The organism is Bacteroides sp. B1-V-101 (assembly GCF_023656585.1).
GTDB classification, from domain to species: Bacteria; Bacteroidota; Bacteroidia; order Bacteroidales; family Bacteroidaceae; genus Bacteroides; species Bacteroides thetaiotaomicron.
Map to the genome: position 1 here is coordinate 68,031 of NZ_JAMOKH010000019.1, position 24,224 is coordinate 92,254.

A 24,224-nucleotide genomic window follows, 5' to 3' on the forward strand; every position below is an offset into this window, starting at 1 on the left:
ATGTTAAAGAGAAATCGTATGCATATTCCCGGCAATGAAAAAGACTCTTCTTGCTTTCTTGCCTTGAATATAAAGAGATAAAATGGGCATGAGGATGCACTCATCTCATCCCATAGAAGGAAAAGAGATATTTAAATAAGTATTCGTCCTAGTGTATAGACGTAATATCGATAGGAGAATTTGGTGAGATTTGTGTAGTAGGGGAGACCGGTCCACTTTTCTTTCGGAAATTGATATTTTAATGAACTTAGTATCCGAATTGTAACGGCAGAAACGTTGAATCTTAGAATTTTGGAAAGAGAAGTGGTACGGGATAAAAGTGAGTTTCCTAAAATACCATCGGTAATGTTGCAATCATATTTTCCATCATATTTCCCTTCTTGGAAGGAGTTGCTTTCTTTGTCGGATTGTTTGACGACAGCTTTGGATCGGTAACTCTGTGACTTGTTATGGGATTGTATAGTGGTAGTACCGGCCTCTGTCCGGAACTCCTGTAATTCTTTATCGGGAACTAAATTGCATCCCCATATCAGAAATATACCAAATAATATACAGAAAATGTATTTCGCCATAACAGTCGCAAATGTAGAAACTATTTTTATAAGGAATACATATTCGAAAGTATAATTAACAATTAGATTTGGCTTCCGGGGAACTGGAATCTAATGGTAATATCTTCTTTATTTGTTCGATATGAATTTCATCGGAGTGTAACAGATTCCGTTGGTTTGTTGCCTGTCGTTTGTTTTCTCAAATCCCAGAGATTCGTAGAACCTGATAGCGTATGTAGATGAGTTTACCGTTATTTCATTTGCCGGACAATCACATTGGGAATAGTCAAACAGTTGCTTGCCTATCCCTTTTCTATGGAATTCCTTTTTGATGAAAAACAAAGAAATGTGTTTGCCTTCATTCTTGGTTCCCATAATACCTATTAGTTTATTCTCTTCGAAAGCTCCATAAATGCAGAGTTCATTCATCAATTTATCGTTGAATATAAAACTTTTGAAACTCTCAAGACCTTCGTCTTCGAAATCATCCTGACCACATTGCAGGTATACTTCTAATGCTAAAGTTGTCGCCTGCTGCAATTCTGCTTTATCTAATTTGCGTATCATAATTAATCATTTGTTGAGAATATAATTTTGTCTGTCGGGCAAGATACTGATTTTTTTTATTTCAGACAATAGGGTATTTGCAGATTGAACGATCTTATTAGTAGAAGCAGGAATTATTTACTTTAAAACTCTATTAAGATGAAAAAGTCAGTTATACTTTTGGTTGGATGGTTATTAGCTTTTCTATGGATGGGGAATGCTGATATATGGGCGCAGGATGCAGGAGATTATTTCACGATTGTCGGAATGGTGAAGGATAAGCAAAATAAGAGAACACTTGAAAACGTGAATGTATCTGTGCAAGGAAGTAATATCGGTACGGTGACAAATGCGGAGGGAGAATTTGCTCTGAAAGTCAGGAAAGAAGAAGTGCCGCGAGAGTTGGAAATCTCTCACATAGGCTATATCAATAGTCATGTATCTTTAGATAAGGATAATTCTTCTAAATTGACGGTCTGGATGATACCCCATACTAACCAGTTGAATGAAGTGGTCGTTTATGCCAATAATCCGCGTACAATTATAGAAAAGGCGATTGAAAAGATTCCGGTAAATTATAGTGCAAACCGGAATATGCTTACCAGTTTCTATCGGGAGACTGTGCAGAAAGGGCGCCGTTATATCAGTGTATCGGAAGCTGTACTTGATGTGTCGAAAACAGCATACACCAATCGCACTACGGATTATGATAAACTACAAGTTCTGAAAGGACGCCGTCTGCTAAGTCAGAAAGTTAGTGATACATTGGCAGTAAAGGTTATGGGTGGTCCTAATATATCTGTAGTTTTGGATATCGTAAAGAATAAAGAAGCACTGTTGGAACCGGAAGAATTGAACAACTATGAGTTTTGGATGGCTGAATCGGCATTAATCGATAACCGGATACAATACGTTATTAATTTCCGTCCGAGAGCTCTTTTACCATATGCGCTGTTTCATGGGAAATTGTATGTAGATTGTGATAACCTGTCGTTTACACGTATCGAGATGAATTTGGATATGCAGAATAAATCGAAAGCAATTGCTGCTATTCTTCATCAGAAACCATTTGGACTGAGATTCAAACCGCAAGAGTTATCTTTTCTGATTACCTATAAAACGATAGATGGAAGGACCTATCTGAATTATATCCGCAATGATATTCGTTTCAAATGCGACTGGAAACGGAGGCTTTTCTCTACGAGTTATGCAGTAACCTCAGAAATGGTGGTGACAGACCGGAGGGAGAACCCGTCCGAGGTGATTCCGCGGAATAAAGTATTTATCTCCAATCAGATCTTCTATGATAAAGTCGGAAATTACTGGAGTGAAGACTTCTGGGGAAATTATAATATCATTGAACCTACAGAGTCTCTGGAACATGCTGTCGATAAATTGAAAAAGCAATCTAATTAAAATCAGAATTGTTTTCTTATATTTGGGAACAATCGTAAAATGATAGAAGTATGCTGAATGAACTGCTCATACTGACAAAAATAAAGGCAGGTGACATAAAAGCGTTTGAGGAACTATTTCGCTGTTATTATTCTCCCCTGTGTTGGTATGCGGCAAGCATTACCGGGCGGATGGAGGTAGCTGAGGAAATTGTTGAAGAACTGTTTTACGTGCTTTGGAAGGATAGGGAACAGTTACAGATTTTCCAGTCTGTAAAAAGTTATCTCTACAGGGCGACACGTAATCAGTCAATTCAATACTGTGAGCATGAAGAGGTCAAGGAGCGGTATAGAGAGTCTGTGCTGACTGCATCCTCTTCGGAACAGGCGACAGATCCTCATCAGCAGATGGAATATGAAGAACTTCAGAAGCTGATAAATAATACCCTTGAGAAATTGCCGGAACGCAGAATGCAAATATTTAAAATGCACCGGACGGAGGGAAAGAAATATGCGGAAATTGCAGTCCAGCTTTCTCTCTCCGTCAAAACGGTGGAAGCGGAAATGACGAAGACTTTACGAACTTTGCGAAAAGAAATAGAAAATTATATTCAAATGAAATGATGAAAACGGATATTCATAAAATAAAGACGGAGCAGGCTTGGAATCGGTTGTACGACCGATTGGATAAAGATCATCTGCTTGTAGAAGACCATCGGATGCCTAAAATCCCGATGTGGGTACGCTATGGCACTGTAGCGGCGATGGTGGTCGGTTTGGTTTTTAGTACCTTGTATTGGGGATTCGGTCAAAAAGAGGAAGTACCTGACTTTATAACACAGGAGAATCAGGATGTTCCTACATTGGTCACGACTCTGGAAGATGGTTCTGTCGTGTTCTTGGCAAAGGAGACTTCTATCCGATATCCGGAACATTTTGTTTCTGATAAACGGGAAGTCAGTTTGCAGGGAGATGCCTTTTTTGATGTGGCAAAGAAACAGAAGCAACCTTTTTGGATTGATACAAAGGAAGTAAAGATTGAAGTATTGGGTACTGCTTTTAGTGTAAAGAGCGTCGAAGATACTCCGTTTCGTCTCTCGGTGCAACGGGGAACCGTCAGAGTAACCCTTAAAAAGGGGAATAAAGAATGTTATGTCAAAGTCGGTGAGACAGTGATATTGCAATCACAGCAACTTTTGCTCAGTTCGACTGAAAATGCAGGAGAGTTGAACCGCTATCTGAAGCATGTCTGTTTTAAAGATGAATCTTTGGGCCATATTCTGAAAGTAATGAATATGAATGCAGGCAGTTCACAGATACGTGTAGCTTCTCCTGCGCTGGAAAAAAGAAAGCTGACAGTTGAATTTTCCAATGAATCTCCAGAGACTGTGGCTACACTGATAGCCTATGCGCTTAATTTGAAGTGTACACGGCAGGGGGATACATTCATGCTGACAGAATAAATAAAAAAAGAGTGAGATGAGGCTGGTTTATCGCTATATGGTGATTCTGTGTTTGTTCTTTATCGTACCGGATACGTTGAGAGCTGACGGAGAAGATGTGCTGGAGCGTATGATCAGTCTGCCGAAGATGAAAGGAACGGTCTATTCATTGTTAGGCAATATTTCTCAGCAGTCAGGTTATCTGTTTATCTATGACAGTAAAGTTGTAGACAATGATGTAACGGTGAAGGTACGGAAAGGAGAGCGAACCATTCGTCAGGCTATTTATGAGATAACAGGAGATACCAGCCTGGAATTTAAAGTAATAGGGACTCATATTCTGATAACTTCTTCTTCGCCAATCAAACAGCAACAGGTGAAAACTTCATCCGTTCGCCCTGTAAATCTCATGCTTACCGGAACTTTACTGGATAAGGAAACCGGAATGCCTGTCGCTTCTGCATCCGTTGGAGTCCGGAGGACATCTGTGGGGATTGTTACTAATCAGGAAGGAGAGTTCAGACTTTCCTTACCGGATTCTTTGCAAAACGATTCGGTTGTTTTTTCTCATATAGGATATGTATCACAAACTCTGGAAGTTTCAGTTTTGGCAGGTGGCCATCATATTCTGAGCTTGGAACCAAAGGTTGTTCCTTTGCAGGAAGTAGTGGTTCAATGGGTTGATCCTTATAAGCTGCTGAAAGAAATGGGAAGGCAAAGAGAGCAGAACTATTCTCATTCTCCTGCCTACCTGACCACATTTTACCGTGAAGGGGTTTTATTGAAAAATAAGGTTCAGAATCTTACTGAAGCAGTTTTCAAAGTTTATAAGATCGCTTCGCATTCTCCCGTTTCCGATCAGGCGAAGCTGTTGAAGATGAGCCGGCTGAGTAATGTCGAAGCTAAAGACAGTCTGCTTGTAAAGGTGAAGTCCGGCATTCAGGCGTGTTTTCAGATGGATATAATGAAGGATATGCCTTCATTCCTGATACCTGACGCAGGTGATAACGGTTATCTGTATACTTTGCAGGGAGTGACATTCATAGACGACCGATGTGTGAATGTCATACACTTTGCACAAAAGAAGGAGATTATCGAGCCTCTCTATTGCGGAGATTTGTATATTGATGCCGAGACGAATGCCTTGTTACAAGCTCGTTTTGAGGTAGATCCCCAGCGTGTAAAGAAAGCGTCGGAAATGTTTGTAGAAAGGCGCACGCATGGCATTCAGATAATACCGCAAAAGGTGGTTTATACTATTTCCTACAAACCATGGCAAGGTATCTATTATATTCATCATATCCGTGGAGACCTTTCTTTCAAGGTGAAACGGCGACGGTTGCTGTCTGCTAGTCCGCAGATGCAGATCTGGTTTGAAATGATCACTTGCAAAGTGGATACGGAACAAGTGACTGCATTCCCGCGGGCAGAAAGATTACCGACGCGTACTATCTTCTCTGATCTGAATTTCAAATATGATGAAGACTTCTGGAGGGATTTTAATGTGATACCTCTGGAAGAGGAGCTTGGTAAGCTGATTGAAAGAATCTCTTTGAAAATAGAAGAAATCGGCCCTTGATTTGTTTTGCCATTCACCGGGATTGCTGTAACTTTGCGGCGGTTTAAAAGATTGTAGAATATGGAATTGCCTAAAGATCCGATGGTGCTGTTCAGTGTCATCAATATGAAGTTGCGTGACTGTTATTCTTCGCTAGATGAGCTTTGCGAAGATATGGATGTAAGCAGAGAAGATATTGTCAGTCAGTTGAAAGCTGCAGGTTTTGAATATAGTGCGGAACATAATAAGTTCTGGTGATTTTCAGTCAACTTCGGCTTGTATATAAAGAGTTAACAGCGCCTCCATGGTCTTGAAAAAGATTATGGAGGCGTTTTTTTATTCCTTGTATGCCAATGTCATATTTCCTCTTTTCTATTAATAAATGTAAAATCGGCTCTTGTGCATTTAACTTCGTTCCTTTTCGGCGTTCTAATAACCAAAGCTCAGAAATAATAGATGATAAACGAAGATAAAATCCGAAAAGCTTGCTCCTCAGATCGCGAGCGGGGATTCAGGTTGCTGGTGGACAGTTTTCAGGAACCGATATATAATTATATCCGGAGAATGGTAGTGTCTCACGAAGATGCGGAAGATGTGCTGCAAGAAGTCTTCATTCGTGTATTCCGCCATTTGGATCAGTTCCGGAATGAAAGTTCGCTGAGTACATGGATCTACAGAATTGCAACGAATGAGTGTCTTCGGTTATTGAATAGCCGTAAAGAAGAAGTAATATCAGCGGAAGATGTTCAGGAAGAACTGATGAGTAAACTGAAAGCTTCTGACTATGTCGACTACGAAGATGAACTGGCTGTAAAGTTTCAGGAAGCTATATTGACTTTGCCGGAAAAGCAGCGGATCGTTTTCAACTTGCGCTATTACGATGAACTGGAATATGAAGATATCGCTCGTGTTCTGGATAGTAAGGTTGAGACACTGAAAGTGAATTATCACTATGCGAAAGATAAGATAAAGGAATATATATTAAACAGGTAACATCATGGATAAGGATTTTGATTTTGACAATATTGGTAAGCGGACACCTTATCGCACTCCCGATAACTTTTTTGAGGAGACACAGCGTAAGATATTGGAACGTACGGTTGACGAGCAACGCAAGAAGCGTCGGCTGAAAAGGATTATTCCTACTGTGATTGCTGTAGCAGCAGTATTGGCCGGGATTTTGTTTACGCCGTCTCTCCGCTATATGAATACCGACACACCATCTACTTCAAATATATTGGCTGTCGATAAAAATAATGTAACTACAGATCCGGTAGATAAATGGATTAAGGAATTGTCAGATGAGGAGTTGGAAGAGCTCGTCAGCTTCTCTGAAAACGATATATTTTTAAACTGAATAACTCAATTAATTATTAAAACGTGAAGATTATGAAGACTAAGTTTATTTATGTAGTGTTGATGGCTTTATTTTTGGGAAGCCAGATGACCCTTTCTGCACAGAATAAAGAAAACAAAGAAAGAAAACAGCATCCTACACCGGAGCAGATGATGCAGATGCAGACCAATCAGATGGTGAGAGCGCTCATGCTGGATGATGCAACGGCAGCCAAGTTTACTCCGATATACGAGAAGTATCTGAAAGAACTTCGTGAGTGTCGTATGATGAACTTCAAACCCAGAGCGAGAAAAGATGCAGCTCAAGGTACGGAAGCCAATACTGCCAAAGAAACTCCAAAACCGGTTATGACAGATGCGGAAATCGCTAAAATGTTGAAAGATCAGTTTGCGCAGAGTCGTAAGATGCTGGACATCCGTGAGAAGTATTATAATGAGTTCAGCAAGATTCTGTCTCAAAAGCAGATCATGAAGATTTATCAGCAGGAAAAGAGCAATATGAATAAATTCAGAAAAGAGTTTGACCGTAGAAAAGGACAGAAACCGGGACAAGGTCACAAACCCGGACAAGACCGCCAGAGACAAAGACAGCATACCCCTCATCAAACTCAAAAGTAGATAATGGATTAGGTATTATTTATTATAGTGTTTTATTTTACTAAAGTCAACACAAATTGGGCATAGGCAGATATATCTATTCTTTTCAGTATCGTTGATTATTCATTGTGTCTTGTTACTGATAAGTTTTGGCAGCCTATGCACAGTCCGGCAAAGAGAGCTTTGCCGGACGTGTAGTTGATGCTGACTCATGATACATGGTATTCTGCGTCTGAATCTGCTGGAAGGATAAAGCTGATTAAATATTTATCAGTCTGAAACCTCTGCGGGGTATTAATTGTTGTATCCATGCGAAAACAATGAAAACCTTGCTGAATGGAGTTTCGACTGATTAAAAAATTAAAGGACAGAGGACGTTGGCGTATCTTCAAACTCAAATTGATTGATGCGCGGCTTTACTTTGTCAGTATCTTCGTCGGGTTACTGACGGGGCTTATTGCTGTGCCTTATCATTACCTGCTTCAGTTCTTCTTCAATCTTCGCCATGACTTCTTTGATTCTCATCCTAAATGGTATTGGTACCTTCCTCTTTTTCTGTTAATGTGGGGGATTCTTATATTTGTCTCCTGGCTGGTGAAAAAGATGCCGTTGATCACAGGAGGAGGTATTCCACAAACACGTGGAGTTATCAATGGAAGAGTTGCGTATAAACATCCTTTCATTGAGGTGATTGCCAAGTTTGTGGGAGGAATACTTGCGCTAAGCACCGGTTTGTCTTTGGGACGTGAAGGACCTTCGGTGCAGATCGGTTCGTATGTAGGATGTCTGGTTTCTAAATGGGGGAGAGTGCTTGCCGGCGAGCGGAAACAATTGTTGGCGGCGGGTGCCGGTGCCGGGTTGGCGGCTGCTTTTGCTGCTCCGTTGGCTTCCTCATTGCTGGTTATAGAATCTATTGAACGGTTTGATGCGCCAAAGACGGCGATTACTACCTTGCTGGCAGGAGTCGTTGCCGGAGGAGTCGCCAGTTGGCTTTTTCCTATCAATCCGTATTTTCAGATTGATGCGATTGTACCGGGAATGACTTTCTGGTCACAGGTAAAGTTGTTTCTTCTTTTGGCGGCTGTGGTTTCTGTTTTCGGAAAGTTCTTTTCTGTCACTACGCTTCAGGTCAAACGTATCTATCCGGCCATCAAGCATCCGGAATACGTAAAAATGCTATATCTGCTCTTTATTGCTTATCTCATCTCTATGGCAGAAGTCAATCTGACAGGAGGTGGGGAACAGTTTCTGTTGGCACAGGCCATGCATCCCGATACCCATATTCTTTGGATTGTCGGTATGATGTTGTTGCATTTTGTATTCAGTACCTTTTCTTTTTCGTCAGGACTGCCGGGAGGAAGTTTCATTCCTACATTAGTGACAGGAGGGCTTTTAGGGCAAATAGTTGCATTGATTCTGGTTCAGCAAGGAGTGATTGCTTATGAAAATATCAGTTATATCATGTTGATCTGTATGTCTGCTTTTCTGGTTGCGGTCATACGTACACCTCTCACCGCTATTGTGCTGATTACTGAGATTACGGGACATCTGGAAGTCTTTTATCCTTCTATTGTAGTGGGAGGACTGACTTACTATTTCACGGAAATGCTTCAGATAAAACCTTTCAATGTGATTTTATATGATGATATGATTAATTCTCCTGCGTTTAAAGAAGAGGCCCGCTACACTTTATCGGTAGAGGTCATGAGCGGTTCTTACCTGGATGGTAAAATCGTGGATGAACTTCGCCTGCCGGAACGTTGTATTATTATTAATGTTCATCGTGACCGGAAAAACTGGCCTCCCAAAGGGCAGAAACTGATGCCGGGGGATCAGGTGCAGATAGAAATGGACTCGCAGGATATCGAGAAACTCTATGAGCCGTTAGTCAGTATGGCGAATATTTATTAAAAAAGAAGTGAAGCGTTTATTCAACGCTTCTCAACCATGCAATTTCTTCTGCCCACTTGCTTTCATCGGGTGTTTCAAGAATAAGTGGCATATTATCGAATCTTGAATCTTTCATTAATCTTTCAAAGAATGCACTCCCGATCAGTCCCTGGCCTATGTTATCGTGACGGTCAACATGACTGCCTAATTCTTTTTTAGAATCATTCAGGTGCATACCACGCAGATACTCGAAACCTACTTCTTTTTCAAATTCGTCAAAGACTTTATCGTAATCATTCACTATGTCATATCCCGCTGTATATGTATGGCAAGTATCCAGGCAAATACCTACACGGCTTTTATCATTCACCCGGTCGATGATATATCTTAATTGCCAGAATTCACTTCCTAAATTACTGCCTTGCCCCGCAGTATTTTCAATAACGGCCGTTACTCCTTTAGTCTTCTCCAAAGTCAGGTTGATACTTTCTGCAATGAGTGCGAGACAATCCTCTATGGAGATTTTATTCAGATGGCTGCCGGGATGGAAATTGAGAAGTTTCAGTCCTAATTGTTCGCAGCGTTGCATCTCATCTAAAAAGGCAGCTCGACTTTTCTCCAATCCTTCTTCTTCGGGGTGTCCCAAATTAATAAGGTAACTGTCATGCGGTAAAATATAGTCTGTTTGGAAATTGTACTTAGTGCAATTTTCTTTGAAAAGACGGATGTTTTCTTCTGTCAATGGTTTACTCACCCATTGACGTTGATTTTTAGTAAACAGGGCAAAGGCATTTGCTCCAATCTCATGTGCATTGACAGGGGCGAATTCTACGCCGCCGGATGCGCTTACATGTGCTCCAATGTATTTCATCTTTTATTCTATTTAAATTTTATCTGTTGATATAACATTTATGCAGGTTTCAATGTTTGCGTAGAGTACCAACATAGGCAAAGATACAATTTTTTAGTAGTAAACTCAATGCTCATTATGATAAAGGTACAGTGATCTACTGTCTTTTTATATCCCACATCTCAGGTATTAATGGTTGAGTTGTCAGATGTTAATATCTGAGATGTCAACTGTTAATACCTGAAAAGTCAGATATTAATACCTGTCATGGACATTATTAATGCTTGAAATGTGGCATAATAAGCATTGTCACCTTCAATAAAAGACAATAAAAGAAAGGAGCTATTCGTAAGTTTATAATAACCATTGAATAGCTCCATATTGTGTGCCAGAATTGAGAAATTATATCTCAAAATCCGGTAAATAGTCAGTCAGAACCTTATTGACCTGTTTCCCTTGTACTTGATCTGTGATGATAGTCGCACCTTCCTTCTTGCCGGCATCGTATTTCAAAGAAACCTTTTCCGCTTGATGGGTGACGCTGATTGCCGCTTTCCCTTTCTCCGTCAGATTGCAGGTAATAATCCAGTCGCCTACTTGTACGGTATTGCCTTGGCGAACCACTTTCATATCCGCACGGTTATTTCCATGTGTATCCATAACGGTGAGGAAACGGGCAGTTTTACATGGAATGGTAGTAGACGAAAAATGCCAGTGATTGGGATACTTCACAGCTTTTCCCAGGGCATTGGTTACATTCTTCCAGTTGGTTGGAGCGCAGAAGAAGGTATCTACGATGGCCTGTTCCGTCTTTGCCGAACTGAAAAGATGAGCAACAGAGATGCCTCCATCCTTATTCTTTCCCGTAACTTTCACTTCATCAGGAAGTTCCTGCATTTCCATCGGAAGTTCTACCGTATGCAGCAGATAGCTCCATGTGACCGCTTCTTTTCCTTCCAGTTCATCATAAATCACATACACTCCCGTATTGCCTAATTGAATGATGTGCCGACGGAACATCTTCAGTTTGTTCTCATCCCATCCCTTTTCGGGAGTGTACTGCGTGCCGGAAAGTTCACCACGTTTCAACCAGATAGGAGCTGTGATCTTTCCGTAAGCATTGGAAGCGTCTCCCACCATATACGAAATCTTTTCTCCTTCATACCAACGGGGAATCCATCCGTAACCTTCCGTCCCGATAGTCTGAGTCATTCCATTGACCAGAATACTGTTGTGTGCACGGGTGTTTCGATAGGAATACATACAATGGTCATCGGTAAAACCGGTACGATGTCCGCTGCTATAGAAGATCGCCTTGCCGCCATAGAAGGTATTAAATGCATTCTGATTGGCCAATGCGTGCGAAGTTGAACCGTATGGACTGGAACGGAATGACAACATTGCGTTCTTTTCTATATCCCCCAACGAAGTATGCATCGTAGCAATTCCCGTTTCATTAAATACTTTCGTCATCGGCAACTCTGCCAATGAGTGTTCTTCTTTCGGGAGTGCCTTGTCAGTAATGCAGCGATACCAGGTCAGATCACCTGCTTTTCCAAGAAAAGACTTTTTCATGATATCCGGTTCTTTCTCTAGAATGGTACGTGCGTAGGCGGCTGCCCACGGATTATTGCATTCACGTGCTAAAGCATCCGCATAGCCGACCCGTGTCCCGTTCGGTTTCATTTTCGTTTCATGGGAGTTACCGTGTCCCGCAGATTTGGAGAACGGAGGCTGATGATAGATTACATAGAGCGCATTGTTGTTATACCAGGGATCGGCAAAGAAATCGAAACCGCTGATACGTGAATAGAAAGCGGGAACTTCGATCAATGTACGAAGGTTGACATGGAAATAAGAGTCACCGTTGTGCCATCCTCCGTCGGTGTTGAGTCCCGGCAGACGGGATACCCATTCGTTATAGCAATAATCTACCCAAGTGGAAGCCATCGGCAATTCACCGTATGTAGCAAAAGCTGCCATATTCAGAATACGGAAAGTCATCTGCCATACATGATTGTCGGCAATACGGTTTTCCAGATGATTCACATATTCATGATAAAACTTATGGGCGTTTTCGCTGATCGTTTCGAGAAGCAACTGTTTCTCGGCAGGCGTTAACAGATTGTACCATGCATCATAAGCGGAAGTACTCATGGACAGAATCGTGGAGCGGTTGAAATCTCCTGCGAAGTACTTACTGTCTTTCCACGAAAGAATTTCGGAAAGACGTTTGATACCTTCTTTGTAGTACACTTCGTCTTTCGTCAGCAGATAAGCGCGTACCATAGCTTCTATGTTCGCTTCTTCGCGGTCTACTATCTTGCGGCTTTCCCGAATCAATGCCGAGCGATATTGTACGATGTTCGTCAATTTGACTACTTGGGTGGTATCGATTTCCTCTTCCAGATGTTTCAATGGATGATTGAGGCATTTCCTTGCTTTCTGAATATAGAGCTGCGCTTCCGGATTATTCTTGTTCCGCTCGATGATCTGATCCCAGTCTTTGGCAGCGAGCAGGATACGGGGATGGCTTTGAGAGAACTTCGCCAGCACTTCTTGCAAGGAGGGAGGATTGAACGTACGTGTCTGCTCGTCCACATAGAAATGATAGACGGGCGACCATTCTTCTTTGCCGTCCTTATCAAGGTAGGCGTGCTGCCAATACCATTTCCCTTTTTCAAAGAGTTTGAAAGGATTGAAGAAAGCCCAGTTTCTTTCGGCGGTCATTACTTCCGATTTAAACTCAGGATCACGTGCGATACGGATGCGGTATGTCACTTCCGGTTTGTGATTTTCTTCTTCCACTCCGTCAAGCACAGGTCCGAGGTGGGGGAACTTATCCGGCCACATGAAACGCGGCGGATTGACTGCTATGTGCTGACCGTCTAGTGGAGAAGGTGTTTCGCGGACTTCATGCATCAGCGTCTGCTGACTCAGACGCAGGATGCTTTTCTGCGCATATCCACTATAGGAAAGCATAGCTACAAATAACAGGAAAATATAATATCGTTGTTTCATCATCTTATTTTTTTAAGAGTTCTTTTAGACTGATTGTCTTGTTGTTGATCAGCGGACGTGCCCAGAAACCGATGAAGGTGATATATCCCACAAAGAGCAGGATAGACAGCATACCTGTACGCAAGGACGTAGCATCTGCCAATGTACTCACAATCATCGGCCCGCCTGCTCCACCCACGATAGCCGAACATAAAATTCCGGCAAATGAGCCGTGATGCTGTGAAGCCGAGTTCAGCGCCAATGAGAAGACGATAGAGTACATCATGGAAATACTGAATCCGATAGCAGGAAAGGCGATTAGCGAAACATCCTTGCTTCCGAATAAAGCGGCTAGTAACAGCACTATCGTCAATACCCCCGAAACCTGTAGCAGGCGTTTGCTGTCAATCAGTTTCAGAAGAATCATTCCGACCAGACAGCCTGCCGTCATCAGTCCCCAGAAGTAGCTGACTGCCTGCGCACCTTCCGTCTGCGGGTTTACACCGTGATATTGTTCGAGGAAGGTACTCATGAAGATAGAGGTTCCTTGTTCCGTACTGACATAGCAGAAGATTCCCAGAAAGAACAACCATACATATTTCTGCTTGAACAGGGCGAGGTAGGAATCTTTCGATCCGCTTTTCTCATCTTCTTTCAGTTCAATCTTCGGGAAATGCGAAACGCCGACGGCAATCAGCATCACCAGCAACAATAAGGTAAATACCCAGTAGAGAGATACCCAAGGCATATCTTGTGGCGTCATATCCGCCAGCAAGTCAAGGATAAGGCTTTTTCCTGCTGTATAAGTGGCAGGATCAAGTTCCCGAATCAGATAAGTATATGCCAACGGGCTTAGGAAGGAGGCGATACCGAACATAAATTGTGCCAGTTCAGCGATGAAAGCATAGTTTTCTTCTCCTCCTACAGTACGTTGGAGCGGATTCAGCACGGTTTGCAGCATTGCCATTCCCAGACCGATGATGAAAGATGAAGCTAGCAACATCGGATAAGTATGCATACAGGCGAACAGGATGGTTCCGATAAACGGCATCAGGAATCCACAGAACAAGACAGGCTTTTCACCGAAACGGTCGATCAGTAGTCCGGCAGGGATGGACATAATGGCGTAAGCCAGAAAGAAGGAAGTCGGGATAAACCCCGCCATCGCAAGATCGCTCAGATTGAAATTGTGGATAATGTCCGGAATAAGCGGTCCCAGAATATTGGTAATAAACGAGATAGTGAACCAGAACGCCATAATCAGCGCCAGCATTCCTAGATTTTTCTTCATAATCTTAAATAAGTTGAGAAGGTTTTCTGCTCTTCATTTAATTCGGTTTTCTATTTAAAAAGAGGGAGGCGGCACCGATACTTCCGGCTTTGTTGCCTAAAGAGGCCGCCATGATTTCCGTGTTCACGGCACAGTCGGGGATGGCATAGCGAAGGGCTTTCTCACTTACTTTCTGAATATAAAAGTCTCCGGCTTCGGACAGTCCTCCGCCGATAACGACTCTTTGAGGGCTGAAGATATTAATAAATCCGGCAATGCCGTGACCGAGGAAATCACAATGTTCGTTCAGCGACTCAGCCGCAATCTTATCTCCTTGTTTATAGAGACGGACGATCAATTCTCCGTTTATTTCTTCATTCGGATAAGAGATGCCGGCTTCGGCTATCCGTTTGCTGAAACGACGGACCAGTGCGGCAGTGGAAGCATAATGTTCAAGGCATCCTATTGAACCGCAGGCGCAAGGTTCACCATTAGCTATCAAGGGGACATGTCCCAATTCAGTACCTCTATTGGCGTATCCGTTAAACAGTTTGCCGTCAATTATGACTGCGCCACCGATACCGGTTCCTACAGTCAGAAAGACCACATGAGTGGCTCCGTTTCCGGCTCCGTACATCGTTTCGCCGAGTCCCATCAGATTAGCGTCATTTCCCAGTTGGGTAGGAAGTCCGGTCTCTTTTTCCATCCGGTCTGCCAGTTTCAGATTTTCCCAGCCTTGAATATTCTCCGCACCTCCCAATACGATACGATTCGTACAATCGACAATTCCCGGTGTCCCTATCCCGATACCGGCTATCGTATATTCCTTTGCTTCGGCAAAGGTTTTCACTTCATTGACTGCCTTGACTAATTGCCCGATGACAGCTTCGGCTGATACGTCGGCATTCGACGGTAGCTTCCCTTGAAAGTGAAATACGCCATTATTATCAATAAGAGCGTATTTCACAGAAGTCCCGCCAAGATCAATTCCTATAGCGTATTCTTTTTCCATATAACTAGGTATGTTTTAAATTCGTTTATACTGTGCCATGCTTGTGCCACCGTATTGGCACGCTTGTGCCAAAGGCTTGGCATAGCAGTGCCAACAGCTTGACACAACTGTGCCAACGGCTTGGCACAAGCAAAGCAACTGTTTTCTTTCATATACCAGTTTATACTCTTTCTGCCCAGATAGGTGAACTCCATGCCCATTGCCCGTCACGCTGGCGAACACGCACGTAGTAGTAATCTGTATCACGCTGAGGCTCTTTATCTTCCATATAGTGTTCCACAGTGAAACAGCTTTCGGGCATAGCACGATTGAAGAGAATCGCTTCGCTCAGCCAGCCGATCATGAAGTGCGAACGTGAGCCTTCGAGCAATTCGCCCAATGTGTGTTCAAACTTCTTGCCGTTGAAATCAGCAATCACTTTTCCGTCTTTTGGCATCTCTACTTCGAGGATGACAGCCTGCATGGCAGCGGTAGTCGTATTCGGATTCTTGCTGCTGTACATATCCAGTTCGGTTTCTTTTTCGCTTGCGGATACAATGCGGTTTACGTGAGTGTGGAATTCTGTTTCTCCTTCTTGCGGAGAAGTGAAGGCCGCACCGCGGAAACATGGAGTGACGCTCAGAATGCGTCCTTTGTCTACAGACAATTTACCTTGCCAGTGTACATACTGCTCTTCACGGTTCCATCCGAAATCTACTTTCACTTTGCAGCGGACAGTATCACCTTCGGGGGCAACCGGAGTCAACGGACCATTCATGCGGGCCAGAATCTGACCGTTCTTGACGATATCCACATAGTCGATGCAACTTTCTCCGGTAACATTCAGATAAATGCGGCGGCTGTTGCCACGCACTACGTCACCCATGAAAGCATCGTTGAGGCGGAAGTCAATCAAAATCTTATCGCCGGTTGCGGCGCATACGTGGCGGGTCCGAAGTGCTTCCCATATAGCGTCGCGGGTTAATGACGGAGCCAGTACACCGATACGGCCGTCACCATAACTGCCCGGATAACCCGAATGTTGGTCGGTAGAAGCCATAATACCGAATTTATTACCCAGTTCTAGACCATATTGAATGGTTCCTTCCCATTGGCGGGGGCCCATATCGTGCAAGTATGGATAGTCACCCTGATCGCTTTCGGCCAGACCGTGACGGGAATACATTTCTACGAACGGGGTCTGGTCTCCTTCGGTAAAGCATTTCCAGTTATAGCCGCGATAACCACCCTGATAGCCCATATGGTGAGGAGTGATAAATACTTTGTGTCCTTTGGCTTTCTGTTTCCAGTCTTCGATGGAAGTGCATTCTACAAGCGGTGCATCGAGATCGTAGTTCAAGGCAACATGATCGCCATGTTCCATACTGTGTGCTTCATATCCTACGAAAGTGAGGAATTCTCCTTCTTTATTATATTCGTTTGTCATGGCTACGTACTTCTCATAGCCGCCTTCGCGCAAACGTTTGAAAGCACCGGTATGGTAGTCGATTACCCACTTCAGACGCGGGTCGTCTGCTCCGGGGATATCCGGCCACATAGCGTGGGGAGTTACACTGACAAAGTCCAACTGTCCTTTCGCAGCTTCAAAAGCGTCACGCATATCGCCGTGTCCGTATGTGATGTTACAATGGTTGTGCAGGTCTCCCCAGTACATTTTGAGGTCACTTGCCGATGGCATTTTCTTTTTGGCTTCTTTACTTCCTGCTGCACAAGAGCCGAGCAGGCTGCCGGAGGCTGCCAGTCCTAAAAAGGACCAGCCTGTGTTCTTTATAAAATTTCTTCTGTCCATGATATCATTGTTTTGGGTTATTTATCGATTTTCCATCATTCTTCTGTCTCCTTTGAAAAGCACTGTCTCTTTTTCATCGGGATCATTGTCTTTATATTGTTTTTGAGTCTCTTCAAGTAGTTGCATCAACTCTTTTTGTTTCTCAGCATATTCCGCTTTCCCGAAGATATTGTTCATTTCTCTTGGGTCGGCTTTCATGTCATACATTTCCCATTCGTCAATGTCGTTGTAGAAATGAATCAGTTTGAAGTCCTGCGTGCGAATGCCATAATGACGTTTTACGGAGTGTTCTGCCGGATATTCATAATAATGATAGTAGGCTGCTTTACGCCAGTCGGCAGGAGTTTTGCCTTCGTTTTCCAATACAGGTTTCAGTGATGCTCCCTGAATATCAGATGGCACTTCTACACCGGCAAAGTCAAGGAAGGTAGGGGCGAAGTCTACGTTCATGCTGATGGCGCTGCTGGTGCTTCCGGCTTTAATGGCCTTCGGATAACGGATGATAAGCGGCATACGCTGACATTCTTCGTACATGAATCGTTTGTCAAACCAGCCGTGTTCACCCAGAAAGAATCCTTGGTCGGAAGTATAGACAATAATGGTATTGTCCAGTTCGCCGATCTTTTCGAGATAATTCAGCAGACGACCGATATTCTCGTCTACAGCCAAAACGGTAGCCAGATAATCGCGCATATATTGCTGGTATTTCCAGCTGATTAATGCCTTGCCTTTCAGGTCGCCTTTGCGGTATTCGGCAATGCGCTGTGCATAGGCGGAATCCCATTTGTCCTGTACTTCTACAGGCATGCGCTTATAAACGCTATACAGGCGGTTTGTCGTATCTTTCAGCATTTCTTCGCGAGTGAGCAGTTTCAAGTCCCAGTCATTCGTCAACGTATGCTCGATCGACATATCTTGTTCACGTGCCGCTTTTCCGCGTCCTTCGTAGTCATCGAATAGGTTTGCGGGTTCGGGGAAAATAGTATGGTTGAATATACCCAGATGGCGGGGGGCGGGCATCCAGTTACGGTGGGGGGCTTTCTGATGATACATCATGCAGAAAGGTTTGTTCTTGTCGCGGTTTTCGAGGAAATCGATTGCCTTGTCGGTGATAATATCTGTTGCATATCCTTTCTCTACGATGTGCTTTCCGTCTTCCCAAAAGTCAGGGTCGTAGTAGTCGCCCTGCTCATGCTGGCCGCTGAGTATGCTCCAGTGGTCAAATCCCTGCGGTTCGCTGATAAGGTGCCATTTACCGATCATGGCAGTCTGATAACCGGCTTGTTGAAGTAGTTTCGGGAATGTCTGCTGATCGCCGTTGAAGGTGCTTGCATTATCGGTAAAGCCGTTCTCATGGCTGAATTTTCCGGTGAGGATGCAGGCACGTGAAGGACCGGAAAGGGCATTGACTGCATAACAATTGTCAAAACGGATACCCTCATTGGCTATGCGGTCCATATTGGGAGTCTGGATGAGGTTGCCACCATAGCAGGACATGGCTTGGGTGGTATGGTCGTCGGTCATCATGAAGATGATGTTCGGACGTTTGGTTTCTTCTTTTTTGGGGTTGGCACAGGAAGCAAGGCTTAGTGCTGCCAATGGAAGCAATAGGGTAGAGGGGTTGCTTTTCATGATAGAAATAACATCTGATGATAAAAATGACCAGTGAGGAGCCGAGGCCTTTTCCGTAGCGGGCATATATCCGCATGGAAGTCTGGCCTCAGTGCCTCGCTGGTCACTGGATTATAATTTATATTTTAATGACTGTTTCTTGCCGTTTACTTTCACTTCGACTTCCAGTCCGTTTTCATCGAACGTTTTGTTCTTGAACTTAGCGTCAAATTTAGGGGCATCTGCGCTCTTCTTGACTGGGTAAATAATTGTGATGTAACGTACCGCATTCTCATTGTCTTTCTTTACGTTGAATGAAACATTCATACGTTTGTAGCGCTTGCGATATGCAGTAGAACACCATCCCGGCTCTTTTTTCATGCTCATGCCTTCAGGGCCGAAGCATTGAAGTTTCATGTTGCTTCCATCTTCGAATTGAGTCAGGAATGTCATGTCTTCACGGCTGTTGGCGATCTCTCCCTTCGGCATCTGATAGTGCAGGTTGACAAAACCTTTGGCGCTGCCTGATACTTCATCTACAATGACAAAGTAGGTGTTGTCTACGAAGAAGACCGAACGGCGGTGCTTGAAGTTCTTGTAGCTTGGGTTTTCTGTAACCAAGGTTTGGATATTGCCTTCTGGCTGCCACAGTTTAGTAACAGATTCGGTTGTTTCCAGATTCTTATTGTTCAGAGTCACGGTGTTGTGTACGGAAGTCTGACGATGCCAGTTGCGTTGTTCCATCACTTCGCCTTCACCTGCATATACATACGAACCGGAGTCTGGGAACAGGTTCTTGCCGTTAAACCACATTTCGAAAGTACCGTTATCCGGCTGACAGTGCCAGAAACCTTTCGGACCGGCTTTTACTACCATTTGTGTAGCATCCATTCCCCAGGAATTGCGGAACACAAAGAAACCTGACTTCAGGAAACCTTTCGACATATAATCGGGTAACGCACCTTCTTTGCCGTCTGTTGCCAAATACTTGATAGTTTCGTTTTTCGGGAACAGTTTGCTCCATTCACGATAGTTCTTCAGCATTTCTTTCTTTTCTGTGATTTTAGCATCACTGAAACACGGATTTGTGTAATCAGGGAAAGAAATATTAGCATAGAACATGATCATCTTTTCGATAGTATCCAGATATTCCTGTGGGAATTCATTACGGAATCCGTTAACATCCGCAATACCCAGTGCCTTGCAGAAGATATTGATAGCAGCGAGGTGGTAATGCGGGTCAAGTTCAAACTGGCCGCCATCGTTGTAGACCTGTACGTTTACTTCACGGTTCAGAATGTCGATACCGCTTTTTCTCCAGGCCGGAGCTTCTTTAAATTCCGGGAAGAATGCACCTGCATAAATCATACGCTGAGCTTCGAACAACAAGTGATTACCCTGATCAGAGTAATTAGCCAGAATATGTACGGCATGTTTATGATAGTTCACCAGAAATTCAGTCAGGAAGCCCGGAGTGAAAGAAGGAGAGGGGAGGAACAACTGGAACTGTGTAGTCTGATCCTGCAGACGATTACTTACTTCCAGCGGACGCCATGCGAAACGCACATTTTCCACTTCGCCTTTAATCTTACCGTCACTTACCAGTTCGTATTCTTTCTTGTCCATCTTCACCAACGGATTCTTTTTGATCCAGTCGATGTATTGGTATGCCCATTCTTTGGCATATTTCTCGTCACCCGATACACGGTATGCCTTACCCATCGGAGTAAACCATTTATGACGGTGCAACTGCCAGCGGAGTTCATTGTCTTTCACCGGCCAGTATTGCCAGTTGATATCTTCTCCGTAGTTGTAAGAAGGCTGGTAACCTTTGTGAACAAAGAATGTATGTTTCAATCCGTCGTCCGCCCATTGCTGTTCTTCTTTGCCGATAGTGATCTTTTTCAGATTAATATCCGGAGTCTTCACATTCGTACGTGCACGGTAGTAGTCGAGCAATGCTTTTGCGGCATCCTCATCTTTGCCTTCCTGATGTAAGGCTTTTACTTTTTCCAATCCGGGGTAGTCCAGGTTGAGAAGCGAGAATACCTCGCTTTTCAACTCTTGGGCATAGCCTTTGCCTACGAAACAAGCAAATGTCAGCAGGACGATATATTTCAGGGTTTTATTCATGATATCATTTATTATTCTGCAATTTACAATTTAGATTTGAATTTTCTCAGCTATGTTACTTAATAACTCTCACCTCTCCATTCTCCAATCTCAACTTCTTCAAGTCCATGAATCTCTTCAATGCTTCCAAATAGTAGTAGTCAGCATAATTCAGCGGAGTATCGATTTCAGAACCGTTAGGCAATGATCCGACAGAGTGCATTAAGATGAATCCCTGGTTTTCGCCGACTTTGGCAAGGTATGCGTCGCTTGAAAGGCTTTTCAGAATTTTTTCTGCATAATCCAGATATTTCTTTCCGTCGGGTACCATTGTGCTAAGTTCAATGAATCCTGCGGCTGTTACAGCAGCAGCCGAAGCATCGCGTGGAGTCTCTTCGGTGACAGGAGCATCGTAGTCCCAGTAAGGAATTGCATCGTCTGTTTTCACGCGCTCCATGATCATGTCGGCTATGTTTACGGCAAAGTTCAGGAAGGTAGTGTCATTTGTTTCGCGGTAGCAGGAAGTGTATCCGTATACAGCCCAAGCCTGTCCGCGCGACCATGAAGAATCGTCGTTTTTACCCTGGTGAGTCTGTTTGCGTTCTACTGTGCCGTCGTTGTTATAGCTTACTACATGCCAGCAAGTATAGTCAGGACGGAAATGATTTTTCATCGTAGTGATAGCATGCTTGATAGCGACATCCTTGTATTTGTTGTCGCCTGTCCATTTGCTTACAGTGAACAGAAGGTCCAGATTCATCATGTTATCGATGATTACCGGGAAGTTCCAGCTGCCAAAGTCCCATGAACGGATGGCTCCGATTGAATCGTTGAAACGTCCGCTCAGGTTATCGGCAGTTTCTTTCATGACAGCTTTGATGGTATCGTTAGGAGCCAGACGCTCAGCGTTTCCGTAGCTGCAGTTGATCATAAATCCCAAATCATGTGTACCTTTATAATAGCGTACCGGATTCAGCAGGTTTGTATATTGAATGGCATCCGCTTTCAGTGTATCATTTCCGGTCAGTTCGTATGCGTACCACAGTGATCCGGGGAAGAAACCGCTTGTCCAGTCGTATACTACACATAAACGACGTTTGCCCATTTGTTCGGCAGTAGGTTGCGGACGAAGTGAATCCTGAAAAGTGGAAGGATCTCTTTCTAATTGGCGGCAGAGGAAATCCATGTCATATCCGGTGCGGATTGAACGTGGAAGCTTACCGGTTCCGTCAATTTCTTCTGCTGTAAGTTGTAACTGGGCAGAAGCTACATCCAGCCCTTTCTTAATCCAACTGTAGTCTTCCTTTGGAGTTGTCTGGCACGATGCAAGTGCAATGGCAACCGAAGCAAAGAGAACAAGTTTCTTTTTCATGTTATTCATTTTAAGTGATTGTTTTTAGAAGTTTTGTAACTGATGCAAAAGTAGATGAATGGGTTTAAATTATGTGATAGGATTGTTTAAAAGGCATTCAATACCTGCTTTTCTAGTTTTGAATTTGTCGAAAATGATTTTAATATTCTCCAATATGCCGTGTCACGGGCATATTGGAGAGAGTTTTATTCAGTTACCATTTGGGATTTTGATTAAATTGGATGCACAAGTCCATGTCTCGTTGTGGAATAGGGAACAGCTCATGTTTGCCTTCTTCTGTATAAGTGGCTACTGAATAATTTGGTGATCCTGTACCTTCCCACCAATAACCTAATTCTTTAGCGGTCGCTTGCACTGTTTTATAATAAATACCCCAACGGATTAGGTCTTGACGACGGTGTCCTTCAAATGATAATTCATAACTGCGTTCTTTGCGGACTGCTTCACGAAAACTTGTTTCATCGAGTCCTTGTGGCAGATCGCATGCGTTTGTGTTACTTGGATTGCCATAACCGCGGCGACGTACGGCATTGATTGCATTATATGCCTCAGCATCGGGACCATGTTTCCATTCGTTTAATGCTTCTGCATAAAGCAATAATACGTCTGCATAGCGTAAGAAATACCAGTTCACATTAGATTTATCATTGTTGATGAAACTATTTGTTGTTACATACTTCTGAATATCCCATTTTGCAGGAGTATAGTTTTGCTTATTTTTCTGAGCTTTAGTAGGATCAGCATCTTTCTCTGCTGCACTTTCATCTGTATCACTGGCGCCGGCTACCCAAAGAGATTTTTTTGTGTCAGTATATTGGTAGTTGGCTATAGATAAATCACGACGGATATCCGATACATCTTCTCTCCAGTCAAGCACAAATGTATGAACTACTTTTACGTTAGCTGCACAACTTCCGCGTACACCTGCAATAGCGGTTGTTTTAACTCCGTTCCACTTACCGATACGTCCTACCGGATCACTGTTGCCTGATACTGTCGGTGAGTAAAATGATATTTCAATCAAACTTTCAGTCGGGTCCCAAGTGCCATTACAGGTATTCTTCCATAGTTGTTCGTAATCTTTCAACAGTCCGTGTTTGCCGGATTCTACCAAAATGCGTGCGGTTTTTGCAGCAGCTTCCCATTTGGATTCATCCTTTACCGGATAGCCAGCCCAGGTAGCATAAACTTTGGTCAATAAGCCTAATGCTGCTCCTTTTGAGAAACGATAGTCGTTGCTTTCGCGATATTGGTCATCTGTCGCGTATGGTAAAATGTCACAAGCGTACAACAAGTCGTCTTCTATGTATTCGTATACCTTTTCTGGAGCTGATTGTACATATGTAGCCGGATTCTGATTTGACATCTGAGTACTTGTCATTAAGACAACATTTCCAAATCGGCGTACTAATTCAAAGTAGAACATACCTCTTAAAGCTCTCGCTTCCGCAATGTATAAGGTGGCGAGTTTTTTGTCAGTTGTAGTATATGATCCTATTTTATTTGAGATACGTTCTAGAAAATCATTTGCTCTGTAAATACCGGTATAAAGTGCTGCCCATGTTTGCTGTACTTCAGACTGAGTGGTTGGGAATGAGTTTGTCGGAATGATACGGAAATTTTCATTACCGCTACCTTCCACTTGTGAAATATCCGTTCCCAGGTTAAAGAGTATGGATAAGTAATATCCATACATGGCATCTAAAGTGTTTGTACGATAAACTCCAAGCAATACGTCTTTTGCTTCCTCCGCATTGTTCATGTAGTTTTTCTTTTCTACTTCAGTTCTGGTTTCTTCCTCAAGTGAACAAGAAAAAGGAAGCAAACACATTACCGACATTGCTATATAGTATATTATTTTTTTCATGTGATAT

20 protein-coding genes are annotated in these 24,224 nt (G+C 43.3%); 9 read left to right on the plus strand and 11 right to left on the minus strand.

From position 1 onward, the window contains the following. Positions 1-131: 131 nt before the first annotated feature. Together NBH01_RS15255 and NBH01_RS15260 are read right to left on the minus strand one after the other, a co-directional pair. Positions 132-572, minus strand: coding sequence for a DUF8440 family protein (locus NBH01_RS15255; RefSeq protein WP_234141256.1), 441 nt, complete (start codon positions 570-572; stop codon positions 132-134). Between the two features lie 108 nt (positions 573-680). Further along, a complete protein-coding gene (locus NBH01_RS15260; protein ID WP_215709788.1) occupies positions 681-1,118 on the minus strand; it encodes a GNAT family N-acetyltransferase in 438 nt (145 codons plus the stop codon). Between the two features lie 138 nt (positions 1,119-1,256). On the opposite strand from NBH01_RS15260, the gene NBH01_RS15265 reads away from it, so the two are divergent. The 9 genes from NBH01_RS15265 to NBH01_RS15305 all read left to right on the plus strand — a co-directional run bounded on the left by NBH01_RS15265 (position 1,257) and on the right by NBH01_RS15305 (position 9,355). After that, positions 1,257-2,513: a carboxypeptidase-like regulatory domain-containing protein gene (locus tag NBH01_RS15265; protein WP_225679160.1), complete on the plus strand. Its 1,257-nt coding sequence runs from the start codon at positions 1,257-1,259 to the stop codon at positions 2,511-2,513. A 50-nt stretch (positions 2,514-2,563) separates the two neighbouring features. Then, positions 2,564-3,115: an RNA polymerase sigma-70 factor gene (locus NBH01_RS15270; protein WP_118417525.1), complete on the plus strand. Its 552-nt coding sequence runs from the start codon at positions 2,564-2,566 to the stop codon at positions 3,113-3,115. After that, positions 3,112-3,954: a FecR family protein gene (locus NBH01_RS15275; protein ID WP_225679158.1), complete on the plus strand. Its 843-nt coding sequence runs from the start codon at positions 3,112-3,114 to the stop codon at positions 3,952-3,954. The genes NBH01_RS15270 and NBH01_RS15275 overlap by 4 nt, the downstream gene beginning before the upstream one ends. Before the next feature lie 16 nt (positions 3,955-3,970). After that, positions 3,971-5,512, plus strand: coding sequence for a carboxypeptidase-like regulatory domain-containing protein (locus NBH01_RS15280; RefSeq protein ID WP_225679156.1), 1,542 nt, complete (start codon positions 3,971-3,973; stop codon positions 5,510-5,512). 60 nt (positions 5,513-5,572) lie between these two features. After that, a complete protein-coding gene (locus tag NBH01_RS15285) occupies positions 5,573-5,749 on the plus strand; it encodes a DUF4250 domain-containing protein (RefSeq protein ID WP_008766883.1) in 177 nt (58 codons plus the stop codon). A gap of 198 nt (positions 5,750-5,947) precedes the next feature. Further along, positions 5,948-6,484 carry an RNA polymerase sigma factor gene (locus tag NBH01_RS15290; RefSeq protein WP_008760363.1) on the plus strand — a complete coding sequence of 179 codons (537 nt, stop codon included), beginning with the start codon at positions 5,948-5,950 and terminating at the stop codon, positions 6,482-6,484. 4 nt (positions 6,485-6,488) lie between these two features. After that, positions 6,489-6,848, plus strand: coding sequence for a hypothetical protein (locus tag NBH01_RS15295; protein ID WP_008760364.1), 360 nt, complete (start codon positions 6,489-6,491; stop codon positions 6,846-6,848). Between the two features lie 32 nt (positions 6,849-6,880). Further along, the gene (locus tag NBH01_RS15300; RefSeq protein ID WP_008760365.1) at positions 6,881-7,465 is read left to right on the plus strand and encodes a DUF4890 domain-containing protein; all 585 of its coding nucleotides are present in this window, start codon (positions 6,881-6,883) and stop codon (positions 7,463-7,465) included. Between the two features lie 315 nt (positions 7,466-7,780). Continuing rightward, a complete protein-coding gene (locus tag NBH01_RS15305; protein ID WP_008760366.1) occupies positions 7,781-9,355 on the plus strand; it encodes a ClC family H(+)/Cl(-) exchange transporter in 1,575 nt (524 codons plus the stop codon). Positions 9,356-9,371: 16 nt separating this feature from the next. Here the strand turns inward: NBH01_RS15305 and nfo are convergent, their stop codons facing one another. From nfo to NBH01_RS15350, 9 genes are all read right to left on the minus strand, one after another. Continuing rightward, on the minus strand, positions 9,372-10,205 hold the full coding sequence (gene nfo, locus NBH01_RS15310) for a deoxyribonuclease IV (protein WP_008766881.1): 834 nt from the start codon (positions 10,203-10,205) through the stop codon (positions 9,372-9,374). 381 nt (positions 10,206-10,586) lie between these two features. Then, positions 10,587-13,208: a DUF4962 domain-containing protein gene (locus tag NBH01_RS15315; protein WP_170848636.1), complete on the minus strand. Its 2,622-nt coding sequence runs from the start codon at positions 13,206-13,208 to the stop codon at positions 10,587-10,589. A 1-nt stretch (position 13,209) separates the two neighbouring features. Next, positions 13,210-14,475: a sugar MFS transporter gene (locus NBH01_RS15320; protein WP_008766879.1), complete on the minus strand. Its 1,266-nt coding sequence runs from the start codon at positions 14,473-14,475 to the stop codon at positions 13,210-13,212. 37 nt (positions 14,476-14,512) lie between these two features. Then, entirely contained in the window at positions 14,513-15,466 is a 954-nt protein-coding gene (locus NBH01_RS15325; protein ID WP_008766878.1) for an ROK family protein, read from the minus strand. Between the two features lie 160 nt (positions 15,467-15,626). Next, a complete protein-coding gene (locus NBH01_RS15330; protein WP_250700169.1) occupies positions 15,627-17,255 on the minus strand; it encodes a PHP domain-containing protein in 1,629 nt (542 codons plus the stop codon). Positions 17,256-17,276: 21 nt separating this feature from the next. Then, positions 17,277-18,887 (minus strand): sulfatase family protein, encoded by a 1,611-nt coding sequence (locus tag NBH01_RS15335; protein ID WP_234133338.1) that lies wholly within the window; start codon positions 18,885-18,887, stop codon positions 17,277-17,279. Positions 18,888-18,998: 111 nt separating this feature from the next. Further along, positions 18,999-20,999: a heparin-sulfate lyase HepC gene (gene hepC / locus NBH01_RS15340; protein ID WP_118337309.1), complete on the minus strand. Its 2,001-nt coding sequence runs from the start codon at positions 20,997-20,999 to the stop codon at positions 18,999-19,001. A 55-nt stretch (positions 21,000-21,054) separates the two neighbouring features. Further along, a complete protein-coding gene (locus NBH01_RS15345) occupies positions 21,055-22,359 on the minus strand; it encodes a DUF4995 domain-containing protein (protein WP_250700170.1) in 1,305 nt (434 codons plus the stop codon). A 184-nt stretch (positions 22,360-22,543) separates the two neighbouring features. Then, positions 22,544-24,217, minus strand: a complete 1,674-nt coding sequence (locus tag NBH01_RS15350) for a RagB/SusD family nutrient uptake outer membrane protein (protein ID WP_250700171.1) — start codon at positions 24,215-24,217, stop codon at positions 22,544-22,546. Positions 24,218-24,224: the final 7 nt, after the last annotated feature.